23 protein-coding genes and 1 pseudogene are annotated in these 24057 nt (G+C 71.0%); 13 read left to right on the top strand and 11 right to left on the bottom strand.

The features are described 5' to 3' along the window. Window positions 1–106: 106 nt before the first annotated feature. Window positions 107–778: a response regulator transcription factor gene (locus tag ABZU69_RS20185; RefSeq protein ID WP_354965866.1), complete on the bottom strand. Its 672-nt coding sequence runs from the start codon at window positions 776–778 to the stop codon at window positions 107–109. Further along, the gene (locus ABZU69_RS20180) at window positions 775–2043 is read right to left on the bottom strand and encodes a sensor histidine kinase (RefSeq protein ID WP_354965865.1); all 1269 of its coding nucleotides are present in this window, start codon (window positions 2041–2043) and stop codon (window positions 775–777) included. Before ABZU69_RS20180 ends, ABZU69_RS20185 begins: the two co-directional genes overlap by 4 nt. A gap of 154 nt (window positions 2044–2197) precedes the next feature. Between ABZU69_RS20180 and ABZU69_RS20175 the strand changes: the two genes are divergently transcribed. The 3 genes from ABZU69_RS20175 to ABZU69_RS20165 are packed head-to-tail and all read left to right on the top strand — an operon-like array spanning window position 2198 to window position 5522. Continuing rightward, window positions 2198–3163, top strand: coding sequence for an ATP-binding cassette domain-containing protein (locus ABZU69_RS20175; RefSeq protein WP_354965864.1), 966 nt, complete (start codon window positions 2198–2200; stop codon window positions 3161–3163). Continuing rightward, the gene (locus tag ABZU69_RS20170; RefSeq protein ID WP_354965863.1) at window positions 3160–4731 is read left to right on the top strand and encodes a hypothetical protein; all 1572 of its coding nucleotides are present in this window, start codon (window positions 3160–3162) and stop codon (window positions 4729–4731) included. Before ABZU69_RS20175 ends, ABZU69_RS20170 begins: the two co-directional genes overlap by 4 nt. Next, window positions 4728–5522, top strand: coding sequence for an ABC transporter permease (locus ABZU69_RS20165; protein WP_354965862.1), 795 nt, complete (start codon window positions 4728–4730; stop codon window positions 5520–5522). The genes ABZU69_RS20170 and ABZU69_RS20165 overlap by 4 nt, the downstream gene beginning before the upstream one ends. Before the next feature lie 27 nt (window positions 5523–5549). Here the strand turns inward: ABZU69_RS20165 and ABZU69_RS20160 are convergent, their stop codons facing one another. Then, window positions 5550–6359, bottom strand: a complete 810-nt coding sequence (locus ABZU69_RS20160; protein ID WP_354965861.1) for a metallophosphoesterase — start codon at window positions 6357–6359, stop codon at window positions 5550–5552. Window positions 6360–6446: 87 nt separating this feature from the next. Between ABZU69_RS20160 and ABZU69_RS20155 the strand changes: the two are divergent. Together ABZU69_RS20155 and ABZU69_RS20150 are read left to right on the top strand one after the other, a co-directional pair. Beyond that, window positions 6447–6521 (top strand): annotated as a pseudogene (locus ABZU69_RS20155) (NAD(P)-binding domain-containing protein); the annotation flags it as partial. 46 nt (window positions 6522–6567) lie between these two features. Then, complete coding sequence (locus ABZU69_RS20150; protein ID WP_354965860.1) at window positions 6568–7299, top strand: NAD(P)-dependent oxidoreductase; 732 nt, start codon at window positions 6568–6570, stop codon at window positions 7297–7299. Window positions 7300–7370: 71 nt separating this feature from the next. Here the strand turns inward: ABZU69_RS20150 and ABZU69_RS20145 are convergent, their stop codons facing one another. Next, window positions 7371–7817, bottom strand: a complete 447-nt coding sequence (locus ABZU69_RS20145; RefSeq protein ID WP_354965859.1) for a DUF6069 family protein — start codon at window positions 7815–7817, stop codon at window positions 7371–7373. Between the two features lie 26 nt (window positions 7818–7843). Then, window positions 7844–8887 (bottom strand): RNA polymerase subunit sigma-70, encoded by a 1044-nt coding sequence (locus ABZU69_RS20140; RefSeq protein ID WP_354965858.1) that lies wholly within the window; start codon window positions 8885–8887, stop codon window positions 7844–7846. Window positions 8888–9137: 250 nt separating this feature from the next. Here ABZU69_RS20140 and ABZU69_RS20135 point away from each other — a divergent pair, with 250 nt between their 5' ends. Continuing rightward, window positions 9138–9902 (top strand): DUF427 domain-containing protein, encoded by a 765-nt coding sequence (locus ABZU69_RS20135; RefSeq protein ID WP_354965857.1) that lies wholly within the window; start codon window positions 9138–9140, stop codon window positions 9900–9902. 126 nt (window positions 9903–10028) lie between these two features. After that, complete coding sequence (locus ABZU69_RS20130) at window positions 10029–10376, top strand: hypothetical protein (protein ID WP_354965856.1); 348 nt, start codon at window positions 10029–10031, stop codon at window positions 10374–10376. An 86-nt stretch (window positions 10377–10462) separates the two neighbouring features. Here ABZU69_RS20130 and ABZU69_RS20125 read toward each other — a convergent pair whose 3' ends face one another. Then, on the bottom strand, window positions 10463–11542 hold the full coding sequence (locus ABZU69_RS20125) for a hypothetical protein (protein ID WP_354965855.1): 1080 nt from the start codon (window positions 11540–11542) through the stop codon (window positions 10463–10465). Between the two features lie 107 nt (window positions 11543–11649). Between ABZU69_RS20125 and ABZU69_RS20120 the strand changes: the two genes are divergently transcribed. After that, window positions 11650–12867, top strand: a complete 1218-nt coding sequence (locus ABZU69_RS20120) for a low temperature requirement protein A (protein ID WP_354965854.1) — start codon at window positions 11650–11652, stop codon at window positions 12865–12867. Window positions 12868–12896: 29 nt separating this feature from the next. On the opposite strand, the gene ABZU69_RS20115 is transcribed toward ABZU69_RS20120, so the two are convergent. Next, window positions 12897–13556: a TetR family transcriptional regulator gene (locus tag ABZU69_RS20115; protein WP_354965853.1), complete on the bottom strand. Its 660-nt coding sequence runs from the start codon at window positions 13554–13556 to the stop codon at window positions 12897–12899. Window positions 13557–13655: 99 nt separating this feature from the next. Between ABZU69_RS20115 and ABZU69_RS20110 the strand changes: the two genes are divergently transcribed. After that, window positions 13656–14819, top strand: a complete 1164-nt coding sequence (locus ABZU69_RS20110) for an FAD-dependent monooxygenase (RefSeq protein WP_354965852.1) — start codon at window positions 13656–13658, stop codon at window positions 14817–14819. Window positions 14820–14986: 167 nt separating this feature from the next. Here the strand turns inward: ABZU69_RS20110 and ABZU69_RS20105 are convergent, their stop codons facing one another. Further along, the gene (locus ABZU69_RS20105) at window positions 14987–17224 is read right to left on the bottom strand and encodes a hypothetical protein (RefSeq protein ID WP_354965851.1); all 2238 of its coding nucleotides are present in this window, start codon (window positions 17222–17224) and stop codon (window positions 14987–14989) included. Between the two features lie 168 nt (window positions 17225–17392). Between ABZU69_RS20105 and ABZU69_RS20100 the strand changes: the two genes are divergently transcribed. Together ABZU69_RS20100 and ABZU69_RS20095 are read left to right on the top strand one after the other, a co-directional pair. Continuing rightward, window positions 17393–17881: a hypothetical protein gene (locus tag ABZU69_RS20100; protein WP_354965850.1), complete on the top strand. Its 489-nt coding sequence runs from the start codon at window positions 17393–17395 to the stop codon at window positions 17879–17881. A 39-nt stretch (window positions 17882–17920) separates the two neighbouring features. Then, on the top strand, window positions 17921–18112 hold the full coding sequence (locus ABZU69_RS20095; RefSeq protein ID WP_354965910.1) for a GNAT family N-acetyltransferase: 192 nt from the start codon (window positions 17921–17923) through the stop codon (window positions 18110–18112). Here the strand turns inward: ABZU69_RS20095 and ABZU69_RS20090 are convergent. After that, on the bottom strand, window positions 18109–19377 hold the full coding sequence (locus ABZU69_RS20090) for an MFS transporter (RefSeq protein WP_354965849.1): 1269 nt from the start codon (window positions 19375–19377) through the stop codon (window positions 18109–18111). The two genes, ABZU69_RS20095 and ABZU69_RS20090, sit on opposite strands and share 4 nt — an antisense overlap. A gap of 167 nt (window positions 19378–19544) precedes the next feature. Here ABZU69_RS20090 and ABZU69_RS20085 point away from each other — a divergent pair, with 167 nt between their 5' ends. Both ABZU69_RS20085 and ABZU69_RS20080 read left to right on the top strand, forming a co-directional pair. Beyond that, window positions 19545–20780, top strand: a complete 1236-nt coding sequence (locus tag ABZU69_RS20085; protein WP_354965848.1) for a low temperature requirement protein A — start codon at window positions 19545–19547, stop codon at window positions 20778–20780. A 103-nt stretch (window positions 20781–20883) separates the two neighbouring features. Continuing rightward, window positions 20884–22062, top strand: a complete 1179-nt coding sequence (locus ABZU69_RS20080; RefSeq protein ID WP_354965847.1) for an aminotransferase class I/II-fold pyridoxal phosphate-dependent enzyme — start codon at window positions 20884–20886, stop codon at window positions 22060–22062. Between the two features lie 65 nt (window positions 22063–22127). Here the strand turns inward: ABZU69_RS20080 and ABZU69_RS20075 are convergent, their stop codons facing one another. Both ABZU69_RS20075 and ABZU69_RS20070 read right to left on the bottom strand, forming a co-directional pair. Beyond that, a complete protein-coding gene (locus tag ABZU69_RS20075; RefSeq protein WP_354965846.1) occupies window positions 22128–22790 on the bottom strand; it encodes a response regulator transcription factor in 663 nt (220 codons plus the stop codon). Further along, window positions 22778–23938, bottom strand: coding sequence for a histidine kinase (locus ABZU69_RS20070; protein WP_354965845.1), 1161 nt, complete (start codon window positions 23936–23938; stop codon window positions 22778–22780). Before ABZU69_RS20070 ends, ABZU69_RS20075 begins: the two co-directional genes overlap by 13 nt. Between the last annotated feature and the right edge of the window lie 119 nt (window positions 23939–24057).

Here is a 24057-nt window from a genome sequence, read left to right as displayed (position 1 = left end):
CAGATCGGTCCAAAGTACGACTGATTTGTGACTTCTCATCGGAGGCCGGCTCGTCTCTCGCGGCCAGCTACACCGGCCACGGTGGCCGCGGGCCTGCACGGGCCGGTCAGCCCGGGTTGCCGCGCGGGATGACCAGCCCGGTCTCGTAGGCGACGACGATCGCCTGCGCCCGGTCCCGCAGGCCCAGCTTGCCCAGCAGCCGGCTCACGTGCGTCTTGACGGTCTCGTCGCCCACCACGAGCCGCTCCGCGATCTCCGGGTTGGACAGGCCTTCGGCGAGCAGTCGCAGCACCTCGGTCTCCCGTGGGGTGAGCACGCCGAGCGGGGTGAGGGGCCGGGGCGGTCGCGGGCGTATCCGCGCGAACTCGCCGATCAGCCGCCGGGTCACCGTCGGCGCGAGGAGCGCCTCGCCGGCCGCGACGACCCGGACGGCGTCGAACAGTCGCTCGGCGGTGACGTCCTTGAGCAGGAAACCGCTCGCCCCGGCGCCGAGGGCGTCGTAGACGTGCTCGTCGAGGTCGAACGTGGTCAGGATGAGGACACGGGGTCCGCCGGCGGCGGCGAGGTGCCGGGTGGCCTCGATGCCGTCCATCACCGGCATCCGCACGTCCATGAGAACCACGTCGGGCCGCCGCTCCCGGCAGATCCGCACCGCCTCCGCGCCGTCGGCGGCGCTGCCGACCACCGTGAAGTCCGGCTGTGTGTCGAGGAGTGCGGCGAAGCCGGCCCGGACGACCTCCTGGTCGTCGGCGACGACGACCCGCACCGGCCCGCTCATCCGTCCGCCCCGGCCGACTCGACGACGGTTGCGGCGCGTCGGTGATCCGCACCCGGGACCGCGGTCGCCTCCTTGGGCAACGGCAGTACCGCGTCGACCAGGAAGCCGCCGCCGGTCGGCGTCGGACCGGTCCACAGCTCGCCGTTGACGGTGGCGACCCGCTCGCGCATGCCGAGCAGGCCGTGTCCGACCTTGGCGGCCCGTCCGGGGGCCGGCCCGGGGCCGTTGTCACGGACGCGCACGCGCAGCGCATCGCTCGTGTACGCCAGTTCGACGTCGACGGCGGCGCCAGGCGCATGCCGGCGGACGTTGGTCAACGCCTCCTGCACGATCCGGTACGTGGTGAGCTGCACCCCCGGATCGAGCGGGATGACCCGGCCGCGCACGAGCAGTCGCGCGCCCGCCCCGGTCGAGTTGCGTGCCTCGTCGAGCAGTTCGGTCAGCTGCCGCAGGCCGGGCTGAGGGGTGCGGGGCTGGCCGGTCACCCCGGGCTCCTCGGTATCGTCGCGCAGGACCCCGAGGAGCCGACGCATCTCGGTGAGCGCCGCCCGCGCCGTGTCGCCGATCGCGAGGAGGCGTTTCGCTCCGTCGGGCGGCAGGCCCGGTGTGGTCAGCCGAGCCGTCTCCGCCTGCACCGCGATCATCGATATGTGGTGAGCCACGACGTCGTGCAGCTCGCGGGCGATGCGGGCGCGTTCGCCCCGCGCCGCGTACGCGAGCAGGGCCTTTTCCGTCGCCTGGCTGGACTCGTCGCGGACCGCGGCCTCAGCCCGGGCCCGCACGGCGGCACCCGCGCCGGCCGCCCCGACTGTCGCCGCCGCGACGGCGAAGGCGAACATCCGCCCGTCGACGCCGCCGCCCGGCGGGCCGAGGAGCGCGTAGACGGCGAACGGCGGTAGGAACCAGCCGGACACGGTGGCCCGACGGCGCCGCCCTACCAGGTACAGCGCGGCGACCTCGGCGACGAGCACCGCGATCGGCGGCCGCGGGTACAACGCGAGCGTGAGCGTTGCCGCCGCCGTTGTGATCACGGTGGCCGACACCGGCCGACTCCGCAGTAGTGCCACCGGCGCGGTGGCGCAGACGGCGAGGAGTAGCGCGGCCGGCAGCAGGGCACTGGAAACCGCGTCGCGCAGGACGGTCTCGACCATCGCGGCGAAGCCGAGCAGCGCCGCGGCGGCCGCCGGCAACTCGGGCAGGCTGGTGACCCGTCCGACGAACCACCCGACGGCGGCAGCCGTCCGCCCGTGCGTTTCGCCCCGCATGCCACCATTCTCGCCGCCCAGCCGATCCACCGCGTCCCCCGGTGTCCGTCCCCCGCGCGGGGGAGCCGCCGCCGCGATGTCACCCGGGCCCGGTCCCGGAAGACGGCTCCGTACGGGGACGACCGGGCCGCGCCGGCCGCCTAGCGTTACTGCCATGACCGAGTCTCCCCCGTGCAGCCCCGGCGTGACGATCGAGGTGCGTGGGCTGCGCAAACGGTACGGCTCGACGGTGGCCGTCGACGACCTGTCGTTCACCGTCGAGTCCGGCATGGTGACCGGGTTCGTCGGGCCGAACGGCGCGGGCAAGTCCACCACGATGCGGATCATCCTCGGCCTCGACACGGCCGACGAGGGCACTGCGCTGGTCGGTGGCCGGCCGTACCGAACGCTGACCAGGCCGCTGCGCACGGTCGGCGCGCTGCTCGACGCGTCCGCAGCGCACCCGGGGCGTAGCGCCCGCAACCACCTGCTCTGGCTCGCCCGGTCCAACGCCATCCCGGCTCGGCGCGTCGACGAGGTACTCGACTTGGCCGGGCTCGCGACGGTCGCGAAGCGGACGGTCGGCGGGTTCTCCCTCGGCATGCGGCAGCGTCTCGGCATCGCCGCCGCGTTGCTCGGTGACCCGGCCGTGGTCATCTTCGACGAGCCGATCAACGGACTCGACCTCGAGGGCATCCAGTGGATCCGCGGCCTGCTGCGGTCGCTGGCCAACCAGGGCCGCGCGGTCCTGATCTCCAGCCACCTGATGAGCGAACTGGAGGACACCGCCGATCACCTGTTGGTGGTCGGCCGCGGCCGTCTGCTGGCGGACACGACCGTTCGGGAGATGGTCTCTACGGCGTCCGGGGACCGGGTCGCGGTACGGACGGGCATGCGCACCGAGGCCATGACGACGCTCGCCGACGCGGGCGCGCTCGCCGCCATCACCGACGGGGAGACGGTGATCGTTTCCGGGCTGCCGGTCGAACGCGTCGTCGAGTTGCTCACCCGCCGCGGGGTGACGTTCACCGGCGTGTCCGCGCACCGGGCGTCCCTTGAAGAGGCGTACATGGAACTGACCCGCGACGCGGTCGAGTTCGGGGCCGCCACCGGCGGACGTGACGGGCGGGATGCCCGATGACCACTGTGCACCACGGCGCGGACCCGATACCGGGCCCCGGGCACCCCGGCTTCGGACGGCTCCTGCTGTCCGAGTGGACGAAGCTGCGCTCGGTCCGTCGCTGGACGCTCGCCCTGCTGGCCGCGCCGGTGTTGACCGTTCTCGTCAGCCTGCTGGCCGCCGCGGGCAGCGGACCCGGCAACCCGGACTCGATCGTCGCGGGCCCTGACGGCACCTGGGTGCAGGACCGGTTTCACTTCGTGCACCGCCCGCTCACCGGCGACGGCAGCGTGACCACCCGGGTCAGCGAGACATCCCTCGACTTCCGTGCTTCTCAGGATGACGCACAGGACAAGCAGATCGAGCTGCCCACGTGGACCAAGGCAGGGCTCATGATCAAGGATGGCGTGCGGCCCGGAGCGCGCTACGCCGCGGTGATGGTGACCGCCGGGCACGGTGTCCGGCTGCAGTCGAACTTCACGACCGACGTCGCCGGCCCCGCCGTCGGCGCGCCGACCTGGCTCCGGCTCACCCGGGTCGGCGCGACGATCAGCGCGTTCCAGTCGGCGGACGGCGTTTCCTGGACGCCGGTCGGGACGGTGACCGTGGCCGGCCTGCCGCAGACCGTCGAGGTCGGGCCATTCGTCACCTCACCGCCCGCGTTCCTGGTGCAGCGGCAGTTCGGCAGCGGCAGCGTCGTCCAACTCCCGACCTTCACCCGAGCGATGTTCGAGCGGCCCACCCTGGAGCCCGTCGGCGCACCAGGCGCCGAGCCCGGCGAGCCGGGGCGCGGCTGGCAGGACGACGAAATCAACGACGCCCCCGTACCGGACATCAAGGAGTCAACGGCCACGTCGCCCGGCGCCGCATGGGTCGGCGACCGGTTGACGCTCACCGGTACCGGCGACGTCGCGCCGCGAACGACGTCGGAGGACACCGTCGCGCAGGGCCTCACCGGCATTCCCGTCGGTCTGGTCGCGACCGTCGCGGTGGCGGTCCTGTTCGTCACCGCCGAGCACCGGCACGGCATGCTGCGCACAACGTTCATGGCAACTCCGGGACGAAGGCGGGTCCTGGCAGCCAAGGCGCTGGTCGTCAGCGCGGTCGCGTTCGTCCTCGGACTGGTGGCCGCGGTCACCGCGCTGCTCGTCGTCGGACCGATCCAGCGGCGGAACGGTTACCTGCCCCCCAGGTATCCGGACTGGTCACTGACCGATCCAGCGGTGCTGCGGGCGGTCATCGGCACCGCCGTCGTGCTGACCGCGATCGCGGTCTTCGGCCTGGCGCTCGGCACCGTGCTGCGTCGTGCCGCGGGCGCGGTCGCCACCGTCATCGTGCTTCTCCTCCTGCCGCAGCTGCTCGCCACCGGCCTGCCGGGAGCGGTTGGAACATGGCTGATGCGACTGACACCGGCCGCCGGGTTCACGATTCAACAGACGACCCCGCACTACGACCACGTGTCGCGCATCTGCCTGCCGCAGGACGGCTGCGCCTACGACCAACCCTGGGCCGGGCTCGCCGTCGTTTGCGCGTACGCGGTGGCGATGCTGGTCGTGGCGCTGTGGCTGGTCCGCCGGAGGGACGCATGAGCACGCTGGACGCGGTCCGCGCGGAATGGACGAAACTGCGGACGGTGACGAGCACGGTCTGGCTGGTACTCGCCGCCGTCGGAGGTACCGTCGGCATCGGCGCGGTGGTCACGGCCGCGGCCAGCATCACCAGGTGCCCGACGCCGTCGACCTGCTTCGAGGACCTGCCCAAGCTCAGCCTCACCGGTGCCGGGTACGGCCAAATCGCTGTGGTCGTGCTGGCCGTCCTCATGATGAGCGAGGAGTACGGCACGCGCACGATCGGCGCTACCCTGGCTGCGGTGCCACGCCGGTGGCGGGTGTACCTGAGCAAGGCGGCCGTCCTCACCGGCGTGGTGGTCGTCCTCGGCGGGCTCGGCGTCCTCGGCGCGCTGCTCGTCGCCCGGCAGGTCCTGCCCGGCAACGGCTTCAACGCCGCCAACGGCTACCGTTCGCTTTCGCTGGCCGATGAGCCGACGCTGCGGGCGGTGTACGGCAGCATGCTGTACCTCGCTCTGGTGGCGCTGCTGAGCTACGGCGTCGCCGCAGTGTTACGCGACACCGCCGGGTCCATCGCCACGATGCTCATCCTGCTGTACACCGGGCCGATCCTGAGCGCAGTGGTCACGGACGCCCAGTGGCTGAAGCGCATCGACCGGATCTCACCGATGTCCGCCGGCCTGAAAATCCAGGCGACGAGGGCACTGGAGTCGCTGACGATCGGACCTTGGCAGGGCCTGGGCGTCCTGGCCCTGTGGGCGGCGGGCGCACTGCTGATCGGCCTGCTGTCGCTGCAGCTGCGCGACGCGTGATCCGACGGGTGGTCGCCCGCTCGGCGCTCATCCGCCCTCGAGTCGGGTGACCAGGATCCGGCCGCCCTCGTACACGCCGCCATCGATGGCGAGGACGCGGCCGTCGGCGTACCGCAGGGCCTCGCGCACCTCGTCGGGGGCCACCCCGAAGTGCTTGGTGAGCGTGCTGTGCCCGTGCACCAGCACCTCGCCACCGTACGTGCCGAGCATGGTGGCCACCGGGTCGTCGGGCTTGGCCGGCTCGCTGTCCCGGAACGCGCCACGGTCGCTGATCTGCCGGCAGAACGCCAGCCAGCCGGCGGCGTCCCGGTTGGCGAGCGCCTCCGCGATCCCGGTGTTGACGGCGGCGACGCTGTCGCCGAACTCCAGGTAGCGGGTGGTGTCGGAATGCACCAGCAGGTAGTTGTCGACCACCGCCATGGCCGGCCGGGAGACGATCCACGAGATGTGCTCGTCGCCGAGCCGGCGCAGGTCGTCGTCTCGACCGCCGAATCGCGCCCAGCCACCCCGGAAGCCGTCCCGCTGCGGCCAGCCGGGCACGGTGGTGGTGTCGAAAAGGTACGCCGCGAGCAACTGCACCTCGTGGTTGCCCAGCAGTGCCTGCACCTGGCCGCCGACGGCGGCGGCCTGCCCGGTCAGCCGCCGTACGTCGTCGATGACCCCGATGCCGTCGGGTCCGCGGTCGACGTAGTCACCAAGCAGCCACAGCCGCGCGTCTGCGCCGGACCAGTGCCCGGCCGCGTCGGTGAGGCCGGCATCGTGCAGCGCGTTCCGCAGTTCGGCACGGTGGCCGTGCACGTCGGCGACCACGAAGAGCGGCGTCCGGTCGACAGTCACCCGCCGAACCCTACCCGCGACCGACCGGCGGGCGAGGGCGGTGAGCGGGGTGGGCCGCGGAGCATCAGGTGACGCTAGGTTGTGCGGATGACACGCATCGGATTTCTTGGCCTCGGCCGGATGGGCTCCCTGATGGCCGGTCGACTGGTCGCTGCCGATCACGAGGTGACGGTCTGGAACCGTACCGCCGACAAGGCGGCGGCACTGGTTGCAGGCGGGGGCCCGGGTCGCCGCGACCCCCGCCGAGGCGGTCGCCGGCGCCGAAGTGGTGATCACCATGCTGACCGGCCCGGCCGCCGTGGACGCGGTGCTCTTCGGCGACCACGGTGTCGCCGCGGCGCTCGACCCGGACGCGACGCTGGTCGACATGTCGACCGGCGGCCCCGACCACATCGCCTCGCTGCACGATCGACTGCCCAACTTGGACCTCGCGGACGCCCCGGTCAAGGGCAGTTTGCCCGCCGCCGCAGCCGGCGAGTTGGCGATCCTCTTCGGTGGCAGCGACAAGACTCTGGCCCGGGTGAGCGAGGTGCTGGAGGTGCTCGGCAAGGTCCAGCATGTCGGGCCACTGGGTGCGGGCGCGGCCGTCAAACTGGTGGTCAACGTGGCACTGTGCGGCTCCTTCGTGCTTGTCGGTGAGGCGCTGGCGCTGGGCGATCGGCTCGGGCTGTCCACCGAGACCACCTTGGCGGCGCTGAGCGGCACCGCGCTCGGCTCACTCGTGCCGCGGGTGCGCGCCCGGCTGGACAGTCCCGAGGCGCCCACCCAGTTCTCGTACGGATTGGCCGCGAAGGATCTGAAGCTGGCGCTCGAGGCCGGCGCGCCGGCGCAGGGAGTGATCGCCGCCGCGCACCAGCAGTTCGCCACCGAACTGCCCCGGCTCTCCGAGAGCGACATCGGGGAGATCGTCGCGGTGCTGCGGCGGGCCGCGACCCGCTGAATGGAGGGCAGCAGGACACGTTGGTGCGCTCGGGTACGCCCTGCGCCGCGCGTTGTCCCGTTGCGGGGTCGTCAATCGGTCCGGGCGCGGAGGCTCCGCGCCAGGGTCGGGATCATCACCGTCGCGGGGACGAGGTGTAGCCCGAGGAGAGCGGTGGTGGTGGCGGCGTTCGCCCCGGCGAGGAGAGGCGGGATCAACGAGATCGCGGTCAGCGACACTGCCGCCCACACGAATCGCTCGGCAGGACGAGCGCTCCAACGAAGAAGAGCGACGGCAATGACGACGCCCACGACCGAGAAGAAGCCGGTCACCACGGCGAACCCGGACAACGGGATCGTCTCGCCGCCATCAGGGATCTCGAAGTCGACGCCAACGGCCTGGGCGAGCGCAGCGGCGAGGGTGGTGGCCACCATCGCCGCGAGCGTGGCAAGGAAGCCGGTGACGGCGAGCCCGCGGAGTCGGCGGGTGCGGCTGGTCCGGCCCGATGCCGGGCCTGCGACGACGCTGGTGTCATCCATGCTGTTCATGTCGTTCCTCATCGGGACTACTCCGTGCCGTCAGCCGGCAGGCGCTCCGGCAGCCCGAGCCGCGGGAACTGGTCGTCGTGGAAGGTGATGATCTCGGTGATCGCCCCGCCGGTGACGCGCAGCACGTCGACCGTCAGCGGCAGATACGCGCCCTCTCGCTTGCGCCAGAGGTAGAAGGCGATGGCGGGCTGCCGGTTCACGGAGGTGGGGACGCCGCGCAGGCCCTTCATGCCCACGAAGCCGTCCTCGACCCAGTCGTTCACCACCGCGTCGCGGCCGACGAACAGGCCCGGCGTGGGCGGCATCGAGCAGCGGACGTCGTCCCGCAGCATTGCGGCGAGCCTGTCGATGTCCGTGGCCACGCTGGCGTCGGTGAAGCGGCGCACCAGCTCGCGCGTCCCGGCGTCCATCTCGTCGCCGGTCCAGTCCTGCCGCTCGGCGGGCAGGTGCTCCCGCATGCCGGCGCGGGCCCGCTGCAGCGCGCTGTTCACGGAGTTGACGGAGTCCCCGAGCAGCTCAGCGACGTCCTTCGCCGGCCAGCCGAGCACGTCCCGCAGAATCAGCACGGCCCGCGGGCGCGGCGCGAGGTGCTGGACTGCGACCAGGTACGCCAGCTCGATCGTCTCCCGCGCGACGGCGACGGTCTCCGGCTCGTCCGCGTTGCCCGCGGGCAGCTCGTCGAGCAGCCGGTCCGGGTAGGGCTGCAGCCACAGCACCTCGCCGCCGGTCGCGGGCTCCGGGCGGCACTTGGCGAGCAGGTCCAGGCAGGCGTTGGTGGCGATCCGGTACAGCCAGGCCCGGAACGTCGACCGCCCCTCGAAGGTCTCCCGCCGCCGCCAGGCACGCAGGAACGTCTCCTGCACGGTGTCCTCGGCGTCCTCGAACGACCCGAGCATGCGGTAGCAGTGCACGTGCAGCTCCCGCCGGTGCCGCTCCGCCAGCCCCGAGAACGCCCGCTCATCGACCTCGCCCAGCCCGCTCACGCCCAGCCCGCTCACGCCCAGCCCGCTCACGCCCAGCCCGCTCACGCCCAGCTCCTCCAGCCGCGTGTCCGCACCCATCACGTCATCCTTCCGCCTCGTCGTGTCCCGTCATAGGTGTGACGGGTACGGGCGCGACAACTCATCACCAGGGTCGGTCGGCATGGCTGATCCAGAATGCTTCTCATCCTTGAGCGTTGTCATGGGTAGACGCTGACGCCGTCCGAACTCGTGCAAGTCGGCGGCCACTGAAATCGGCGAGACACCCAAGCCGTCCTGATCGTTGAGCCAATGCCCCCGAATCGAGGCTGCTGCTGAACTGGAGGACATCGTGCCGGACTACCCGAAGGCGATCGCCCCGGACGACCGCGTTGAGCCGGTGCCCCGCCGCATCCGCGCCTACCTCGCCGGCGAACTGGTGCTGGACACCAGACAGGCGCGGTACGTGTGGGAGTGGCCCCTTTACCCCCACTACTACATCCCGGCCGCCGACGTGAACCGCAACCTCCTGATCGATGAGCACCGCACGGAGCAGGTCCGCTGTGGGACCGGACAGGTGCATGGGCTGCGGAGCGGCGAGACGATCCGTCCTTCGTCCGCCCGGTGGTACGGGGACGACGCGCTACCCGGGTTGGCGGACACCGTTCGGTTCGACTGGGCCGCCATGGACAGCTGGTTTGAAGAGGACGAAGAGATCTTCGTACACCCTCGGAACCCGTATGCCCGGGTGGACGCGATACGGTCCACCCGCCGCGTACGGGTGGAACTCGACGGGGTCGTGCTGGCCGAGTCGGCGTCGCCGGTGCTGGTCTTCGAGACCGGTCTGCCGACTCGCTACTACCTCAACCAGACCGAGGTGAACTTCGAGCACCTCGTGCCGTCAGAGACGACGAGCTCCTGCCCGTACAAGGGCCGGACCAGCCGCTACTGGTCCGTGCGTGTCGCGGGCACGGTCCACCCGGACCTGGCCTGGTCGTACACCTTCCCCACAAGCGCGCTCCTGCCGATCGCCGGGCTGATCGCCTTCTACAACGAGAAGGTCGACCTGATCATCGATGGGGAGCGAATGACCCGGCCGAAGACGCACTTCTCCTGATCGGGTCTGTCGACCACCGCCGACGGCCCCGACTCGCCACGTTCGCCTGATGGATCCCGCAGGTCTCCGTACGCTTGCTGTGAACTCAGAGCTGTACTCCTGAAGGGCCGTGGAAGGGGGATTGGCATGACCGACGACCAGGTCACCCGCAATCTGAAGGGCATGGATGAACTCGACTTCGTGGGATGGAACTCGGCCGACTGGCACGGAGTGTTCGCCCACCACCACACGGATGACGTTCTCGTGGACCTGAAAGGGCAACCGAAGACCCACGGCATCCAGGAGCACATCGACGCCATGGAGGCGTTCGCCGAGAGCACCGGTGGCACGCCAATCCAGATCAAGTCGCACCCCATCGGTTTCGGGTCGGGAGAGTGGACCTGCGTGGTGGGCGAGTTGGAAGACGGCAGCCGGATGGTGACGGTGGCGAAATGGCGCGACGGCGCCATCGCTGAGGAGTACATCTGGATGTAGCGGCCCCGTCACCAAGCTGCATTCCTGGTGACGCTCAACGTTCGGCGGTCCGCACCCACCACGAACTCACACTCTTTGTTGCGAGGTCAGCGGGTCTCGCCGGAACTGCGACTCACCATCAGTCCGGTGGCGTCGACAACCTCGAAGTCGCTGCCGCGCAGAGTGCCCAGCGTGTGCAGCGCGTCATTGTCCCATCGCCTGTCGGGCGTGCCGGAGATGAACCACGCCGAGCCGTGATCGGCGACGATGACGCCGTACCGCCGCATCGCCTCGGCGACGATCCTGGCCTGCCGGGGTAGCCGGGAGACGTCGACAGAGCGCTTGAGTCGCAGTCGCTGACCCAGCTGAGGCAACGAGGGCTCCTTGTTGACGGATGCGGAGTGCGACGCTGGCCAGGTCCAACCGCTGCGGGTGCGTGGCACGGTGACCCGGATCGCGTGGTCGATCCGTCCGGCGGCCACCTCGTCGTAGCGGACCAGACCGGCGAGGATCGAGAGTCCGGCGGCGTCGGCGGACGTCCAACCGGCCGGCCGCATGCGGTTGGAGCGCAGGTCGAAGACCGCCCCGGACCCTGCTCGCCAGCCTTCTCCGGCCGGGTGGGCGTCGAAGAGCTCGTAAACGCGGCACGCGTCGCGGTCCCAGACGATGACGTGCCGGTCACCGGCGCCGCGCGGCCCGCCCTCGACCGCTGCGTTCGGCGGGATCGGATAGGGCCCGGCGTCGCTCTCGTCGCCGTAGGAGAAGGTGACCGGCACCCGTCGCTGCCCGGCGCCGACGACGGTGACCGGGATGCCGATCGGTGCGCCCTGCCACGTGCCGGCGCCGAAGTCGGCGTGCACGGCGGCGGCCGGGCCGATGCTGCCGACGATGGCCGCGGAGCGGGAGTGCACGGGCAGCCGGGAGACGTCGGCGTGCCACACGTTGTCGGCGGGGAACACGGGGCACGCCGAGGCGGGCGGGCGCGGGCGGGCGCCGATGCCGGTCCGTGCGGACGGGCTCGCCGACGGTACGGTCGGCGCGGCGCTCTGCGCCGCCGCGGTGCCCGGGTCGGGAACGCTGGAGGTGGGTGCGGCCGTGGTCGTCCGCTGCGGGGTCCCACAACCAGCCATCAGGACGACGGACAGCGTTGCGACGACGCCGGCGCAGCGCGGGATCGGTGCGAGCATCTCGCGCATCCTGCCTCAACGGTGGTGACAGCGTCCATCGCGGTGCTCTCCGCGCCGCTGCCGTGGTACGACTGCTTCAGCGACATGCCGACGAAGCGGACGGGCCGGTGACGACGAACAGGGTGGCCAATCTGCTGCGTAGGCGTGAGAGTCCGCAGCGGCCGACGTTCCTGGAACTGTTCTTCGATCTGGTGTACGTATTCGCGCTCACCCGGATCGTGCACGAGTTGGTGCTGGACTACACCAGGGATCACGTCGCAGAGACGTTGACCACTTCCCTCGCGGAAAACGGCGAGACTCTGCTGCTGCTGTTGGCCGTCTGGTGGATCTGGACCCAGACGTCGTGGACGACCAGCAGATTCGACCCGTTCCAGCCGGCGATCCAGTTCGTTGTCCTCGCGACGATGCTCGGGAGTCTGTTTCTGGCGGTCGCGATATCCGGGGCTCTCGCCGAGACCGGCCTGCTCTTCGCGAGCACGTACGTCGCGATCCAGGTGGGCCGTACCCTCTTCTTCGTCGTCACCCTGCGGGGTGACGCCCTGCGCCGCGTCAACATGCTGGCGCTCGTCTGGTTCGGCGCGTCGGCGGTGCCGTGGATCGCCGGAGCCCTCGCACCGGGGGAGGTGACGCGCAATTCGCTGTGGACGCTGGCCCTGGCGATCGACTACCTGGGGGGCAGACTCGGCTGGCCGGTACCGGGGATGGGTCGCTCGCGGGTGTCCCCGTGGGCCGTCGCGGGCGAGCACCTGGCCGAACGCTACTGGCAGCTCGTCATCGTCGCACTTGGTGAGACGATCCTGACCTCCGGCTCGAGTCTTCTGCGCGGTCCGATCGTGGCGGAACGAACATTGGCCCTTACGTTGTCGTTCCTCACGACGGTGTTGCTGTGGCGGATCTACTTCTACCGAGCCGGCCAGATCCTGGGCGAGGCCATCGAAGCGTCCGCCGACCCCGGCCGGCTCGGTCGGTCGGCCGAGTTGTCCCACCTGCTCATGGTGGCCGGCATCCTCGCCACCTCGGCCGGTTCCGAGCTCGTCCTGATGGATCCATTCGACCACACCAGACCCGCCTGGGTCGGCGCCATCCTCGGCGGGCCCGCGCTCTTCCTAGCCGGGCGCTCACTATTCGAGTACGTGGCCTTCGCCCGCGTGTCCCGGCCACGGCCGATCGGGATCGTCGCCCTCGCGGCCATGGCGCCGGTGATGGTCGGCCTGCCGCCACTCTGGGTCGCTGCAGCAGCTGCCTCGGTCCTGCTCGGCATCGCCGTCTCGGACGCGATCCGAGCCCACGGACGCCCACTGGAGCAGGCCTCGCCGCCACGCTGACACCAGAGCGACGTGGTCAACGGCAACGCTTATGCGGAGGCTGTGTTGTTGTGACGTGGCCCGGTCAGCCCGTAGAGCAGCAGATCGGTGAGGGCGTCGATGACCTGTTCGTCATGGGCGTCCTTGCCCGTGGCTGGCATTGCGTAGCCGAGGGTGGCGAGCATCGCGCCGATGGCAGCCCCGATCAGCTGCGGATCACCGGGCAGGGAGTGGCCCCGCTCGCGCAGGTATTCCAGGTGATCGCGCAGGGGGGTGGTCTGGCCGGTCAGGTCGTGCCAGGCCCGGCCCGATGCGGGGTCGGCGGCGACCATGGACTGGAACAGGGCGATGCTGATCGGCCGGTGCTCGCGCATGACGGTCCAGGCGATTTCGAGGTGGTCGCGCAGTTGGGCGCGGTCGGTCAGGTCGTGGTCCTTGGGGTGGTCGTGGTCGGCGAGGTGTGCGTCGGCCGCGGCTTCCAGGTCGGCGAGGAGCGCCTGCAGCAGCTCGTCCTTGTCGGCAAAGTGCTCGTAGAACGAGCCGGTGGCCCGGCCTGCCGCCGCCGTGATGTCCGTGATCTTGGTGTTGAGGTAGCCGCGCTCCGCGAACACCTGCCGGGCCGCGTCCAGTAGCGCCTCACGGGTCTGCGCGGCCTTGATCTTGCGTACGCCGGTGCGGCGCTCGGTGGCGGTCGGCTTGCCTTGGCGCATCGGTGCCCCTTCCGCATGACCGGTTGACCACGTGAAGCATACCGAACATACTTTCACTGAATCTCGGTTCACTGAACGACCATTCAAGGAGTGATGGGTATGCGTGCGATCGTGATCGGCGGTGGCGTTGCCGGGGCTGGGGCCGCTCTCGCCCTGCGCGGCATCGGTGCCGAGGTGACCGTCTATGAGGCGTGGGAGGATCCGGCCGGAGACGTCGGCTCGTTCGTCAGTGTGGCCACCAACGGGCTTCGGGGCCTGGACGCGCTCGGCTGTCTGCCGCCGGTGCAGGCGGCGGGCGTGGACGTACCGCGGCAGCGGATGTGGTCAGCGGGCGGCTGGCTGCTGGGCGACGTGCCGCGGGGCAGGCGCAGCAGCGACACCCTGCACAGCGTCACCCTGCTTCGTGGACGGCTCGTCGGTGCGCTGCGCGACGCGGCCATCACCGCCGGCGCGCAGATCGTGACCGGCGAACGGCTCGTCGGCGTCACCGAAGCCCCTGACTGCGTCGCCGCCGAGTTCGCCAGCGGCAAACGGGACTCTGCCGACCTGCTGGTGGCCGCCGACGGCATCTGGTCGACGGTTCGCGGCCTGCTCGACCCGGAAGCACCGCATCCCGAGTACGCCGGGCTCTACGCCGTGTCTGGAATTTCTACGATGGACAACGTCGATCCCGGGGTGTTCAACATGACCGTCGCTCGCAACGGCGCCTTCATCCACATTGCCGCTGGCGACGGAGAGGTGTGGTGGTCGGCCCAAATCGCCGACGCCGTCGAGCCCGACCGCACCGGCGTGAGCGACGCCGAATGGGTGCACCGAACCGCGCAGCTCTACGAGGCCGAGACGGCGCCGTCGGCGGTCATAGCCGCCACCACCAGGCTGCACCCGACCGTCATCATGCACGCGGTCGACCCGGTCCCGACCTGGCACAGCGACCGCATCGTCCTGGTCGGGGACGCGGCCCACCCAGTCGGCGCCGGGCAGGGCGCGTCGATGGCGATCGAAGACGCCGTCGTCCTCGCCGCGGCATTGCAGGCCGAGCCGACGACCGCAGCCGCGTTGAAGGCGTACGACGCGGAACGCCGCCCCCGCATCGTCAAGCTCCTCGGCGCGGCCGAGGACAACCGCGGTGCCAAGAAGGCCGGACCGGTCAAGCGGCACCTGCAGGCGCTGATCATGCGCGTGTTCGTGCCATTGGTTTATGAAAAGGCCACCGCATGGCTGTACGACTACACACCCGGCACGCCCAAGCCCCAGAGGGCATAGCCGCCTTGACCGAGATTCGGCCAGCATGTGCCGGCCAGTAATCGACGCGGCGCTCAACGACCCGGCAGCCACCGTGCCCTACGACCGAATTCCTGTGCGCCTTCGCGTCCTCGGCGGACACAGCGGCGGCACCGGGAACGATGCCGCCGCTGTGCGAAACACGATCGCTAGCTGACGAAGATGCGCCGCCGCCGACGGGCCCGCCAGGTCAGAGCCGCGCCCGCGATGATCAGGGCGAGCGCGACGGAGACCAGCACGGGCACCGGAACGTTGTCGCCGGTGACCGGCAGGCCGCCGTCGTTGTCGCCGCCACCCGCACCGTCGGACGGCGGCTCGTCGGAGTCGTCGTCCGCCGGAGGCGTGGCAGTGTCGCCGGTCGTCGGCCTGGCCCTGGTGTTGCCGCCGAGCAGCAGCAGGTCGTCGCTCTCGGCGTCGTCGGTCATCGTCTGCACCGACGTCCTCGTGCTCCGCGGCAGGTACTGGTGCTGCGCCGTGAACTGCTGCTTCGACACGTTCTCCTTGGGCGACTTGGAGAAGTCGACGCCGCCCATCGTGTAGACGTAGACCTGCCCGCCGGCCTCCCACTCGAACGTGTAGTCGCCGTCGCGGAACGACTTGAGGTACCGCTGCCAGGTCTCGTTGAAGTCCCACTTCTCGCCGCGGATCGGCCACTTCGACGCGTCGTCGCTGTTGATGATCTTGTGGTAGTCGGTGGCCTTCTTCGCGTCCTGCAGCCGGATCCACTCGGCCGCTACCCGGGACGTGTAGACACGGCGCAGGTCGGCGTACGCGGCATCTTGATTGATCTTCTTCTCGACCGCCGGAACGATCAGCTTTTCGACGACCTTCTGGTTGTGCTCGATCTGCGCCTTGGTGGGCTCGCACGGGTCGCCGGGCAGGTCGAAGTCGACCTCCTGCGGCACCGAGTTGACCTTGAGCGGCGCGTCCAGAATGTAGATGCCGCCGTCCTGCTCACGCACCTGCGCGGGCTCCGGTTCGATCCAGTTGCGGATGCCGTGCAGGCAGGGCAGCCCGTCGGTCAACTGGTTCTCGTTCCAGAACTTCCTGCCCAGGTCGGTCTTCGGGTTCATGGCCGCGGCGAAGTCGTGCTTCATCTGCAGGTCGGCCTCGAGCAGCACCCGCCCGGCGTCGGTCTTGCCGAACTTGGCGTCCATCACGCGCTGCGGCTCGTCCGGGTTGAGGTTCACCCAGAACTTCTCCGGGGTGAGCGCCAGCCAGGTGAAGAACGAGTCGGAGATCAGCTGGGCCTTCTCCTGGCCGCCGAAGCCGGGGTTGGTGTCCGGGTCGGGCATCTTGTCGGCGGTGAACGAGTAGTCCAGGCCCTCGCCCTTGACCGGGGCGCCGACAAAACGCAGCTCGAGGGTGGAGAAGTCGACGCCGCCGGGGCCGCGCAGGCGCTGACCGGTGGTGTCGCCCTGTCGGATGCGCTCCATCTGCTGGCGCATGGTCTCCGGGGTCGGCTTCGACTGGTTGAGCATGTCGTTGAGGCCGCCGCGCGAGCCGGAGTTCGCCTGCGGGTTCGGGTTCAGCGTCGGGTCGAACTTGGTGTGTGGGCCGGGGGTGAACCGCACGACCGGGGTGGAGCGGTGCTGGTAGGTGGTGACCCGGGACTTGCCGTCCGGGTGCTGTCCGGCGTCGGCGCCGAGCTCGCGCAGCTTGGTGGTGCTGCGGGGCTCCGGCTCCTGGCCGTAGACGTAGCGCAGCGAATACTCCTTGAACCGCGGGTCCTTGAGCACCTGGCGGTCGTTGGGCAGCTGCTTGTCGACGATCCCGCCACCCGACTTGATCTCGACGAACTCCTTGGTCCTCTGGTTGACCGCGTCGTACCGGCGGATGACCTTGCCGTCCGCGTCCTTGACCTCGACCTCGCAGAGCCAGTCCGGGCCGACCAGGTTCAGGTCTTGCACAATTTTCTTGTGGAAGGCATCGCCACGCGTGCGGCGGGCGGCGTTGTCGATGTACGCGTCGTTGAGCCAGTCCTGGAACGTGCCCTTGTACGGGTTCGAGCTGAGCTGCCGGTAGTTGTAGCTGGCGTAGACCTTGCGCGGGTCGCCCTCTTTCCACTTCGTCGAGTCGACGCCGGCCTCCGCGAGGTCAACCGCTGTGGGCGCCGCCAGCCCGTCCATCGACTGCCGCTGATTCACGTAGTCGTACGTGTCCCACGCCGACTTGATCCGGCTGGCGTCACCGACCGGCAGCGTCCCCGGTTTCGACGGGTTGCCGGTCAGCTTGAACTTCACGTCGCAGCGCTTGCCGGTCAGCATGGGCGGCGCCGCCGCCGAGGCGACGGGCATGGTGCCGGCGGACAACAGCACGGCGCAGACGGCCGCTACCAGGCCGCGGAACAGCAGGTGCGCACGGAGCCGGACTCTGGGGTAGCTCATGTAGATCCCATCCAGGGAGGGAGACGCCGGTGCCTCCCCGTTCGTAGTCGTCTGGTCCCCGGCGCCGTGTGACACCATATGGAACGGCGTCGTATTGGCGTGCCCCGATGCAACCAATCGACAACTATGGGTATCTTTTCGTTATCAAATGCTGAGTGGAGACCGCGCATGAGCGACTGGGCCGACAACCCGCGGCTGAACACCTGGTTGGCGGCCCAGCAAACGGCCTTTCCGGTCTGGTCCCGTGAGACTGGGCAGGCGTGGGACTTCACCGTGGACTCCCTGGACCGCCTGGAGCAGCTGCTGCGTGAGCGGTTCGCCGGCTGGGACGACCTGCTCGCGGCCGAGGAGGCCGAGCAGCCCGCGGTCATGGTGCCGGGGTGGTACCTGGGCGAGGTGCTCAACCGCAATTACGGCACCGTGTGGCACCGCAACCCGGTCGAGCCCACCCACCCCGACCAGCCGAAAACCCCGTTCGTCCAGTTCTTGAAGGACCCCGGAGCGGAGGAGGAGTACGAGGACGAGGACGACTACGTGGACGAGGACAATCTCCCGCCGATCTGCAACCCGTTCATCGAGATCCGCGGCCTGTTCGTCCGCAGACCCAACGACCACCTGCGGGACGTTGTCATCCGATTCGAGCGGTACGAGCGCTAGGTCAGCTCTTCCAGAACTCGAGCAGGTCCCCGTCGAGCCCTGCCGTTCGTCGCCGAGATGGACGGGCACGTGGTCGGCGCAGCCTGGCTCCTCGTCGCGCAACGGGTGCCCACTAACGAGTCGCTGGACCGGTGGTACGGCGACATCCAGTCAGTCAAGGTCCGCGAGGAGTACCGCAACCGCGGTATCCCGCTCGACATCACCTGCGGCGATGCGACCGAGACAGCCTAGGGCGCACTCTGCCGATCGTGCAGTGGCCTTCCCGTCCGGGTAGGTGTGACCTGCCGCGTAGCTGCGGGGCTGGTGGCGGAACGGGCGGCGGTCGGCGCCGGCCCGGCGGCGCGACACCGCCGCGCGTCCAGGGCGAGCAGTGTGAGGGCGGCCAGCGTCAGCAACCCGCCGACGAGTGCCAGCGGGCGTGCTCCCGAGGTGGGCAGGAGGGCGCCGCCGAGCAGTGATCCGCCGGCGATGCCGGCGTTGAAGGCGGTGCTGACGCCGGCCGACGCGATGTCGGTGCTGCCCGGAGCCAGTTGCAGCATCCGGCTCTGCACGGCGGAGCCGAACGCCGCGTAACCGAGGCCTATCCCGGCGAGGAGTGCGACCGCGCCGGGCCGGAGCGCGCCGAGCGCGTACAGGCCGAACAGCGAGGCGGTGCCGATGCTCAGCGGCGCCAGCAGGGAAGCGATCGGCCGGGTGTCCAGGGTCCGGGCCGCGGCCAGGGTGCCGACGACGCCGGCCGCGCCGGAGACGAACAGCAGCGGCGCCAGCACCGCGTCGGCGAAGCCGCTGACGTCGAGCAGGAACGGTGTGACGTAGGTCTGCAGGGTCATGAAGCCGCCGATGCCGAGGGCGGTCGCGATCAACAGCAGGGCGAAGCGCCGCCCGTCCGGTGCGGTGCCCCGGGCGGCGCCGCCAGCGGCCGGCGGGTAGGAGGGAAGGAGGACGAGCACCGCGGCGGCGATCGCCAGACCGACCCCGGCCAGCACCGCGAACGCCGCGCGCCAACCGGCCTGCTGCCCGAGCCAGGTGCCCAGGGGTACGCCGAGCACCGGGGCGAGCGTCGCCCCGGTGGCGAACAGCGCTACCACCCGGCCGCGCACCGCGACCGGGAAGGGCCCGGTCACGGTCGCCGTGGCGATGGACCAGAACAGCGCCTGGGCCAGGGCGGTCACGAGGCGGGAGCCGGCCAGCACGGCGTACGTCGGCGCGAGCGCGGAGGTGGCGTTCGCGGCGGCGAACAGGAGCATCGTGCCGCCGAGCAGTTGACGCCTGGGTACCCGCTGGGTCAGCCGGGCCAGCGGCACGGACGCCAGCACGACCACGACGGCGTACCCGCTGACCAGCAGACCCACCTGCGTGCGCGACCGGTCGAGGTCGGGTGCGATGTGGGTCAGCAGGCCGACGGGCAGCAGTTCGGTCGTGATGAACGCGAACGCGGCGAGGGAGAGCGCGACGAGCACGGCCCTGGCCCTTCGCGGCGATACCTCCGGCGCCATGGCCCACCCCCTTCATGGTCACCGTAATCGAGGCCCGACCCCCGCTCAGCTCGCGGGCCTCAGCGGACCACACCGTGGATCCACCACAGCGAGGGGGACGCCCAAGGGGTTGACGCAACCCCTCGGGCGGCCGACTCGTTGGTGCGACGAGGGGGCGGAGGCGGACGATGGCGGCGGGACGCGGAGCCGATCTGCTGCGCCCTCCGGCGAGTTCGGGCCGCGCCACGTTTCTGGAGCTCTTCTTCGATCTGGCTTTCGTCGTGGCCCTCGCCCGGGTCTCGCAACGATTCGCCGACCTGAACGATGACACTGGTTGGGCGCTGCTCGAAGGTTTCGGTCGTACCCTGTTGCTCTTCCTGGCGCTCTGGCTGATCTGGTCGCACACCACCTGGATCACCAGTCGCTACGAACCAGAGCGGTCGATCATCCAGGCCGTCGTGGTCGGCACCATGTTCGCCAGCCTGGTGATGGCGGTGGCGCTGCCACGCGCGATGGAGGGGCGAGCGCTGCCGTTCGCGGTCGCGTACCTGATGGTGATGGTGGTGCGGCCGCTGGTGGTCGCCGCCGCGCTGCGTGGCCATCCGCGACGGCTGGTGCCGTTCCGGCTTGCCGGATGGGCGGCGATTTCCGCGCCGCTCTGGCTGGCCGGCGCGTTGGGCCCGGACCGGTTTCGCCTGCCGCTGTGGGCTGCCGCCCTCGCTGTCGACTACCTCGCCTGGGCTCTGGGCTGGCCGCTGCCGCGGCTCGGGGCTGCGGCGGTGAGCCGCTGGCGGATCACCGGGAAGCATCTGGCCGAACGTCACCAACAGATGTTCCTCATCGCACTCGGTGAGTCGATCCTCGTCATCGGCACGGTTTTCAGCGGCAGGGACTACTCGGCGGAGCGGGCCGTCGCGTTCGGGGTCGCGTTCGCCACCAGCGCGCTGCTGTGGCGGATCTACTTCCACCGCGCCGGGCTGCTGTTGACCGAGGCGTTGGATCGGGCGGGTATGCCCGGCCGGCTGGGTACGGCGTCGGAACGGACGCATGCGTTGATCGTGCTCAGCGTGCTGGTCACCTCGGTCGGCTACGAGCTGGTGATCGACCATCCGTTCGGGTCGCCGCGGCTCAGTTGGCTTCTGTTCGTGGTGGGCGGTCCGGTGCTCTTCCTCGTCGCCCGTCTGCGGCTGGAGTACGAGATCTTCGGCCGGGTTTCCGGACCCCGGATGATCGGCTTGGTGGCCCTGCTGCTGTGCACACCGGCGTTGGCCCGCTGGTCGCCGATGGTCGGGCTGAGCGTGGTGGCCGTAGTGCTGGCCCTGGTCGCGCTGCTCGACGCGCTGCGGAGCCGGGGACGGCCGCTGGAGGTTCCCGCGTCGCCGATCGGGCGGGAGACGCCCGGCGATCGCGACTTCGAGGCGTGACCGCGCGGCCGTGCACAGCGACCAGCCCCGACAGCCCGCACCGGGTGCCATCTCCACCCTCGGCCGTGATCGCGACGTGGCCGGAGCGGAATAGGCTTCAGCCATGAGTGCTGTGCTTCGTGGTGCCCGCAACGCGGTGAATCCGCTTCGCCAACTCACCATCGACCAGCTCCGGCAACGGACGAGCCTCAAGTGGCGGGAATACCCGGACGACGTGCTGCCGCTCTGGGTGGCGGAGATGGACGTGCCGCTGGCCGAGCCGGTCGCGAGGGCGATCACCGAGGCCGTCGCGCGCGGCGACACCGGCTACACCGCTGGCACGGCGTACCCGCAGGCGCTGGCGGAGTTCGCCCGGCGTCGGTGGGGTTGGGACGGGCTGGCCGTGGAGCGCACCGCGCTGGTGCCCGACGTGATGCACGGCATCGTCGAGGCGCTGCGGCTGGTCACCGAGCCGGGGGACGCGGTGGTCGTCAACTGCCCGGTCTACCCGCCGTTCTACGAGTTCGTGGCGCACGCCGGCCGCCGGATCGTGGAGGCGCCGCTCGGCGAGGACCTGCGGATCGACCTCGGCGCACTGGAGGACGCGTTCCGGCAGGCTCGGGCTGGTGGGCGGCCAGTTGCGTACCTGCTGTGCAGCCCGCACAACCCGACCGGCGTTCTGCACACCGCGGACGAGTTGGCCGCCGTCGCCAGTCTGGCTGAGCGGCACGGGGTGCGGGTGGTCGCCGACGAGATCCACGCTCCGGTGGTGGCTGGGGGAGAGCGGTTCGTGCCGTACCTCTCGGTGCCCGGCGCGGAGAACGGCCTGTCGCTGATGTCCGCCTCCAAGGGGTGGAACCTGGCCGGCCTGCGCGGTGCGCTCCTCATCGCCGGCCCGGCCGCGGTCGGAGACCTCGCCCGCGTTCCGTTCGAGGCCAGCGTCAGCACCAGCCACCTCGCCGTGATCGCCCACACCGCCGCCTTCCGCGACGGCGGCGAGTGGCTCGACGCCCTGTTGACCGGCCTGGACGACAATCGCCGGCTCCTTGCCGCGCTGCTCGCCGAGCACCTGCCGGCCATCCGTTGCCAGCCCGGTCAGGCCACCTATCTCGCCTGGCTCGACTGCCGTGCCCTGGGCCTCGGTGACGACCCCGCCACCGTGTTCCTCGACCGTGGCCGGGTGGCGCTCAACTCCGGTTCGGCCTTCGGCACCGGCGGCGGCGGCCATGTCCGGCTGAATCTGGCCACCGCACCGGAGTTGATCAGCGAGGCGGTACGCCGGATGGCCACCGCCGTCGCCTGAGAAGCCACTTCGGAGGGCCGCCGAGTCGCTGTCCTGTTCGTCGACAGGGTGGCCGCGCGTCCGGCTCAGGCCAGCCGGCCGTCGTGGGCGAGCAGGGCGATCTGGGTGCGGTTGTCGAGGTCCAGCTTGGTCAGGATGTGCGAGACGTGGGCCTTCACGGTGGTCACGCTCATCAGCAGCTCGGTGGCGATCTCGGCGTTGGAGCGTCCCTGCGCGATGGCCAGCACGACGTCGCGTTCACGGGGCGTGAGCAGGGCCAGCCGGGCACGCGCGTGCTCGTAGGACTCGGCGCCGGAGGCCACCCGCTGCATGAGGCGGCGCGTGACGCCCGGCGACAGCATCGGGTTGCCGGCGGCGACGGCGCGGACGGCCTGGCTGATCCGCTCCGGCGGGGTGTCCTTGAGCAGGAACCCGCTGGCGCCGGCCCGCAGGGCCCGCACCACGTGCTCGTCGGTGTCGAACGTGGTGAGCACGATGATCTCCGGTGGCCGGGGGCGGCGGCGCAGGCGCTCGGTGGCGGTGATGCCGTTGACGCCGGGCATCCGGATGTCCATCAGCACCACGTCGGGCATGTGCCGGTCCACCGCGGTGATCGCCGCACCGCCGTCGGCGGCCTCGCCCACGACGACGATCCCGTCGGCGCCGTCGAGCATCATCGTCAGCATTCCCCGTACCAGAGGGTCGTCGTCGACGATGACGACCCGGACCGGGCCCGTCACCTCGGCCACGGCAGCCACGCGGTGAGGTGGAACCGACCCGAGGCGTCGATGTGGTGGGCGACGCGGCCGCCGGTGAGGGTGGCCCGTTCGGCGAGACCGATCAGGCCCGCGCCGTCGTGCCCGGCGGCACCGCCGTCGGGCGTGGTCGGGTTGCTCACCGCGATGCTCAGGCCGGAGCCGGGAGCCCCGCCGACGGCGAGTCGGACCGGCTGCCCGGCGGCGTGCTTGCGGGCGTTGGTCAATGCCTCCTGCGCGATCCGGTAGGCGGTGCGGCCGACCGCCGGCGGGACCTCGGCCGGCGGGCCGAGCGGGTCGTCGACCTCGATGTGCTGCCCGGCCGCCCGGGCCTCCTCGACCAGGCGCGGCAGGTCGGCGAGGGTCTGCCCGGGTGGCGCGTCCGCCGGAGCCTCGGCGTCGTCGCTGCGCAGCAGCGTGATGACCTCGCGCAGCTCGTCGAGGGCGTGGTGCGCGCTGGCCCGGATCACCCCGGCGGCGGCGCTGAGCCGCTCGGGTGGCGCGTCCGGCCGGTACTCCATCGCGCCGGCGGCCGCCGCCAACAGCGACAGCCGGTGGGCCAGCACGTCGTGCATCTCCCGCGCGATCCGGCTGCGCTCGGCCGCCCGGGCCTCGACGACCCGGCGTTCCTGCTCCTGCTCCGCCCGCCAGGCCCGGTCCCGCAGCGCCGCCAGCAGGGCGTGCCGGGCCTGCGCCCAGGTGCCCCAGCCCAGCAGGGCTGCGTACGCGGCCGTCATCAGCACCAGCCGCCACCCGTACGGCAGGCTGGGCATCGGCCGCCACACCGCCTGCACCGCCTCGCCCGCCACGCCGACCGCCGCCACCACCGCGGCCTGCCGGAACGGCCGGTTGCGGGCGGTGAACAGCACCGCGAAGCTCGCCACCGGAGTGGCCACCGGCGAGAGCGCCACCAGCAGGCCCGCCAGCACGCCCGCGACCTCCGGGCGGCGGACGACCACCGGAACGAGGGCCAGGGCGGCCACCGCCAGCGCGACATCGGCGCGGACCAGGGCGGTCGACCCGGAGCGGGTGGCGGACCACAGCACGGTCGCGATGAGCACGCCCATCGCCACGGTCGTCACGCCCACCGGGGCGGAACGCCACGTCCGCGGCGGGTTTACGTCGCACGTCGCCGCATCCACCAGCGCAGGCTACTGGGCTCGCGGAGGGCCGGACCACCTCCTTTGGTAGTAGGCGGCGCCGCCGACGGATGTACGCGCCGCGGCGTCCGGACCGACGTGTCCGACCCGGGCCGGTCCAC

Origin of the sequence: Micromonospora sp. NPDC005206 (genome assembly GCF_040608175.1) — a bacterium.
In the GTDB taxonomy this organism is placed as follows: Bacteria; Actinomycetota; Actinomycetes; order Mycobacteriales; family Micromonosporaceae; genus Micromonospora.
This window is presented reverse-complemented; position numbering and strand designations above follow the sequence as displayed.

What these genes read in the sequence shown, in the direction of transcription:
- ABZU69_RS20090 (WP_354965849.1), bottom strand. Translation starts at nt 19,377, where the DNA reads ATGGCGCCGGAGGTATCGCCGCGAAGGGCCAGGGCCGTGCTCGTCGCG.
- ABZU69_RS20080 (WP_354965847.1), top strand. Translation starts at nt 20,884, where the DNA reads ATGAGTGCTGTGCTTCGTGGTGCCCGCAACGCGGTGAATCCGCTTCGC.
- ABZU69_RS20170 (WP_354965863.1), top strand. Translation starts at nt 3,160, where the DNA reads ATGACCACTGTGCACCACGGCGCGGACCCGATACCGGGCCCCGGGCAC.
- ABZU69_RS20130 (WP_354965856.1), top strand. Translation starts at nt 10,029, where the DNA reads ATGACCGACGACCAGGTCACCCGCAATCTGAAGGGCATGGATGAACTC.
- ABZU69_RS20185 (WP_354965866.1), bottom strand. Translation starts at nt 778, where the DNA reads ATGAGCGGGCCGGTGCGGGTCGTCGTCGCCGACGACCAGGAGGTCGTC.
- ABZU69_RS20115 (WP_354965853.1), bottom strand. Translation starts at nt 13,556, where the DNA reads ATGCGCCAAGGCAAGCCGACCGCCACCGAGCGCCGCACCGGCGTACGC.
- ABZU69_RS20165 (WP_354965862.1), top strand. Translation starts at nt 4,728, where the DNA reads ATGAGCACGCTGGACGCGGTCCGCGCGGAATGGACGAAACTGCGGACG.
- ABZU69_RS20175 (WP_354965864.1), top strand. Translation starts at nt 2,198, where the DNA reads ATGACCGAGTCTCCCCCGTGCAGCCCCGGCGTGACGATCGAGGTGCGT.
- ABZU69_RS20180 (WP_354965865.1), bottom strand. Translation starts at nt 2,043, where the DNA reads ATGCGGGGCGAAACGCACGGGCGGACGGCTGCCGCCGTCGGGTGGTTC.
- ABZU69_RS20085 (WP_354965848.1), top strand. Translation starts at nt 19,545, where the DNA reads ATGGCGGCGGGACGCGGAGCCGATCTGCTGCGCCCTCCGGCGAGTTCG.
- ABZU69_RS20140 (WP_354965858.1), bottom strand. Translation starts at nt 8,887, where the DNA reads ATGGGTGCGGACACGCGGCTGGAGGAGCTGGGCGTGAGCGGGCTGGGC.
- ABZU69_RS20105 (WP_354965851.1), bottom strand. Translation starts at nt 17,224, where the DNA reads ATGAGCTACCCCAGAGTCCGGCTCCGTGCGCACCTGCTGTTCCGCGGC.
- ABZU69_RS20145 (WP_354965859.1), bottom strand. Translation starts at nt 7,817, where the DNA reads ATGGATGACACCAGCGTCGTCGCAGGCCCGGCATCGGGCCGGACCAGC.
- ABZU69_RS20100 (WP_354965850.1), top strand. Translation starts at nt 17,393, where the DNA reads ATGAGCGACTGGGCCGACAACCCGCGGCTGAACACCTGGTTGGCGGCC.
- ABZU69_RS20125 (WP_354965855.1), bottom strand. Translation starts at nt 11,542, where the DNA reads ATGCTCGCACCGATCCCGCGCTGCGCCGGCGTCGTCGCAACGCTGTCC.
- ABZU69_RS20110 (WP_354965852.1), top strand. Translation starts at nt 13,656, where the DNA reads ATGCGTGCGATCGTGATCGGCGGTGGCGTTGCCGGGGCTGGGGCCGCT.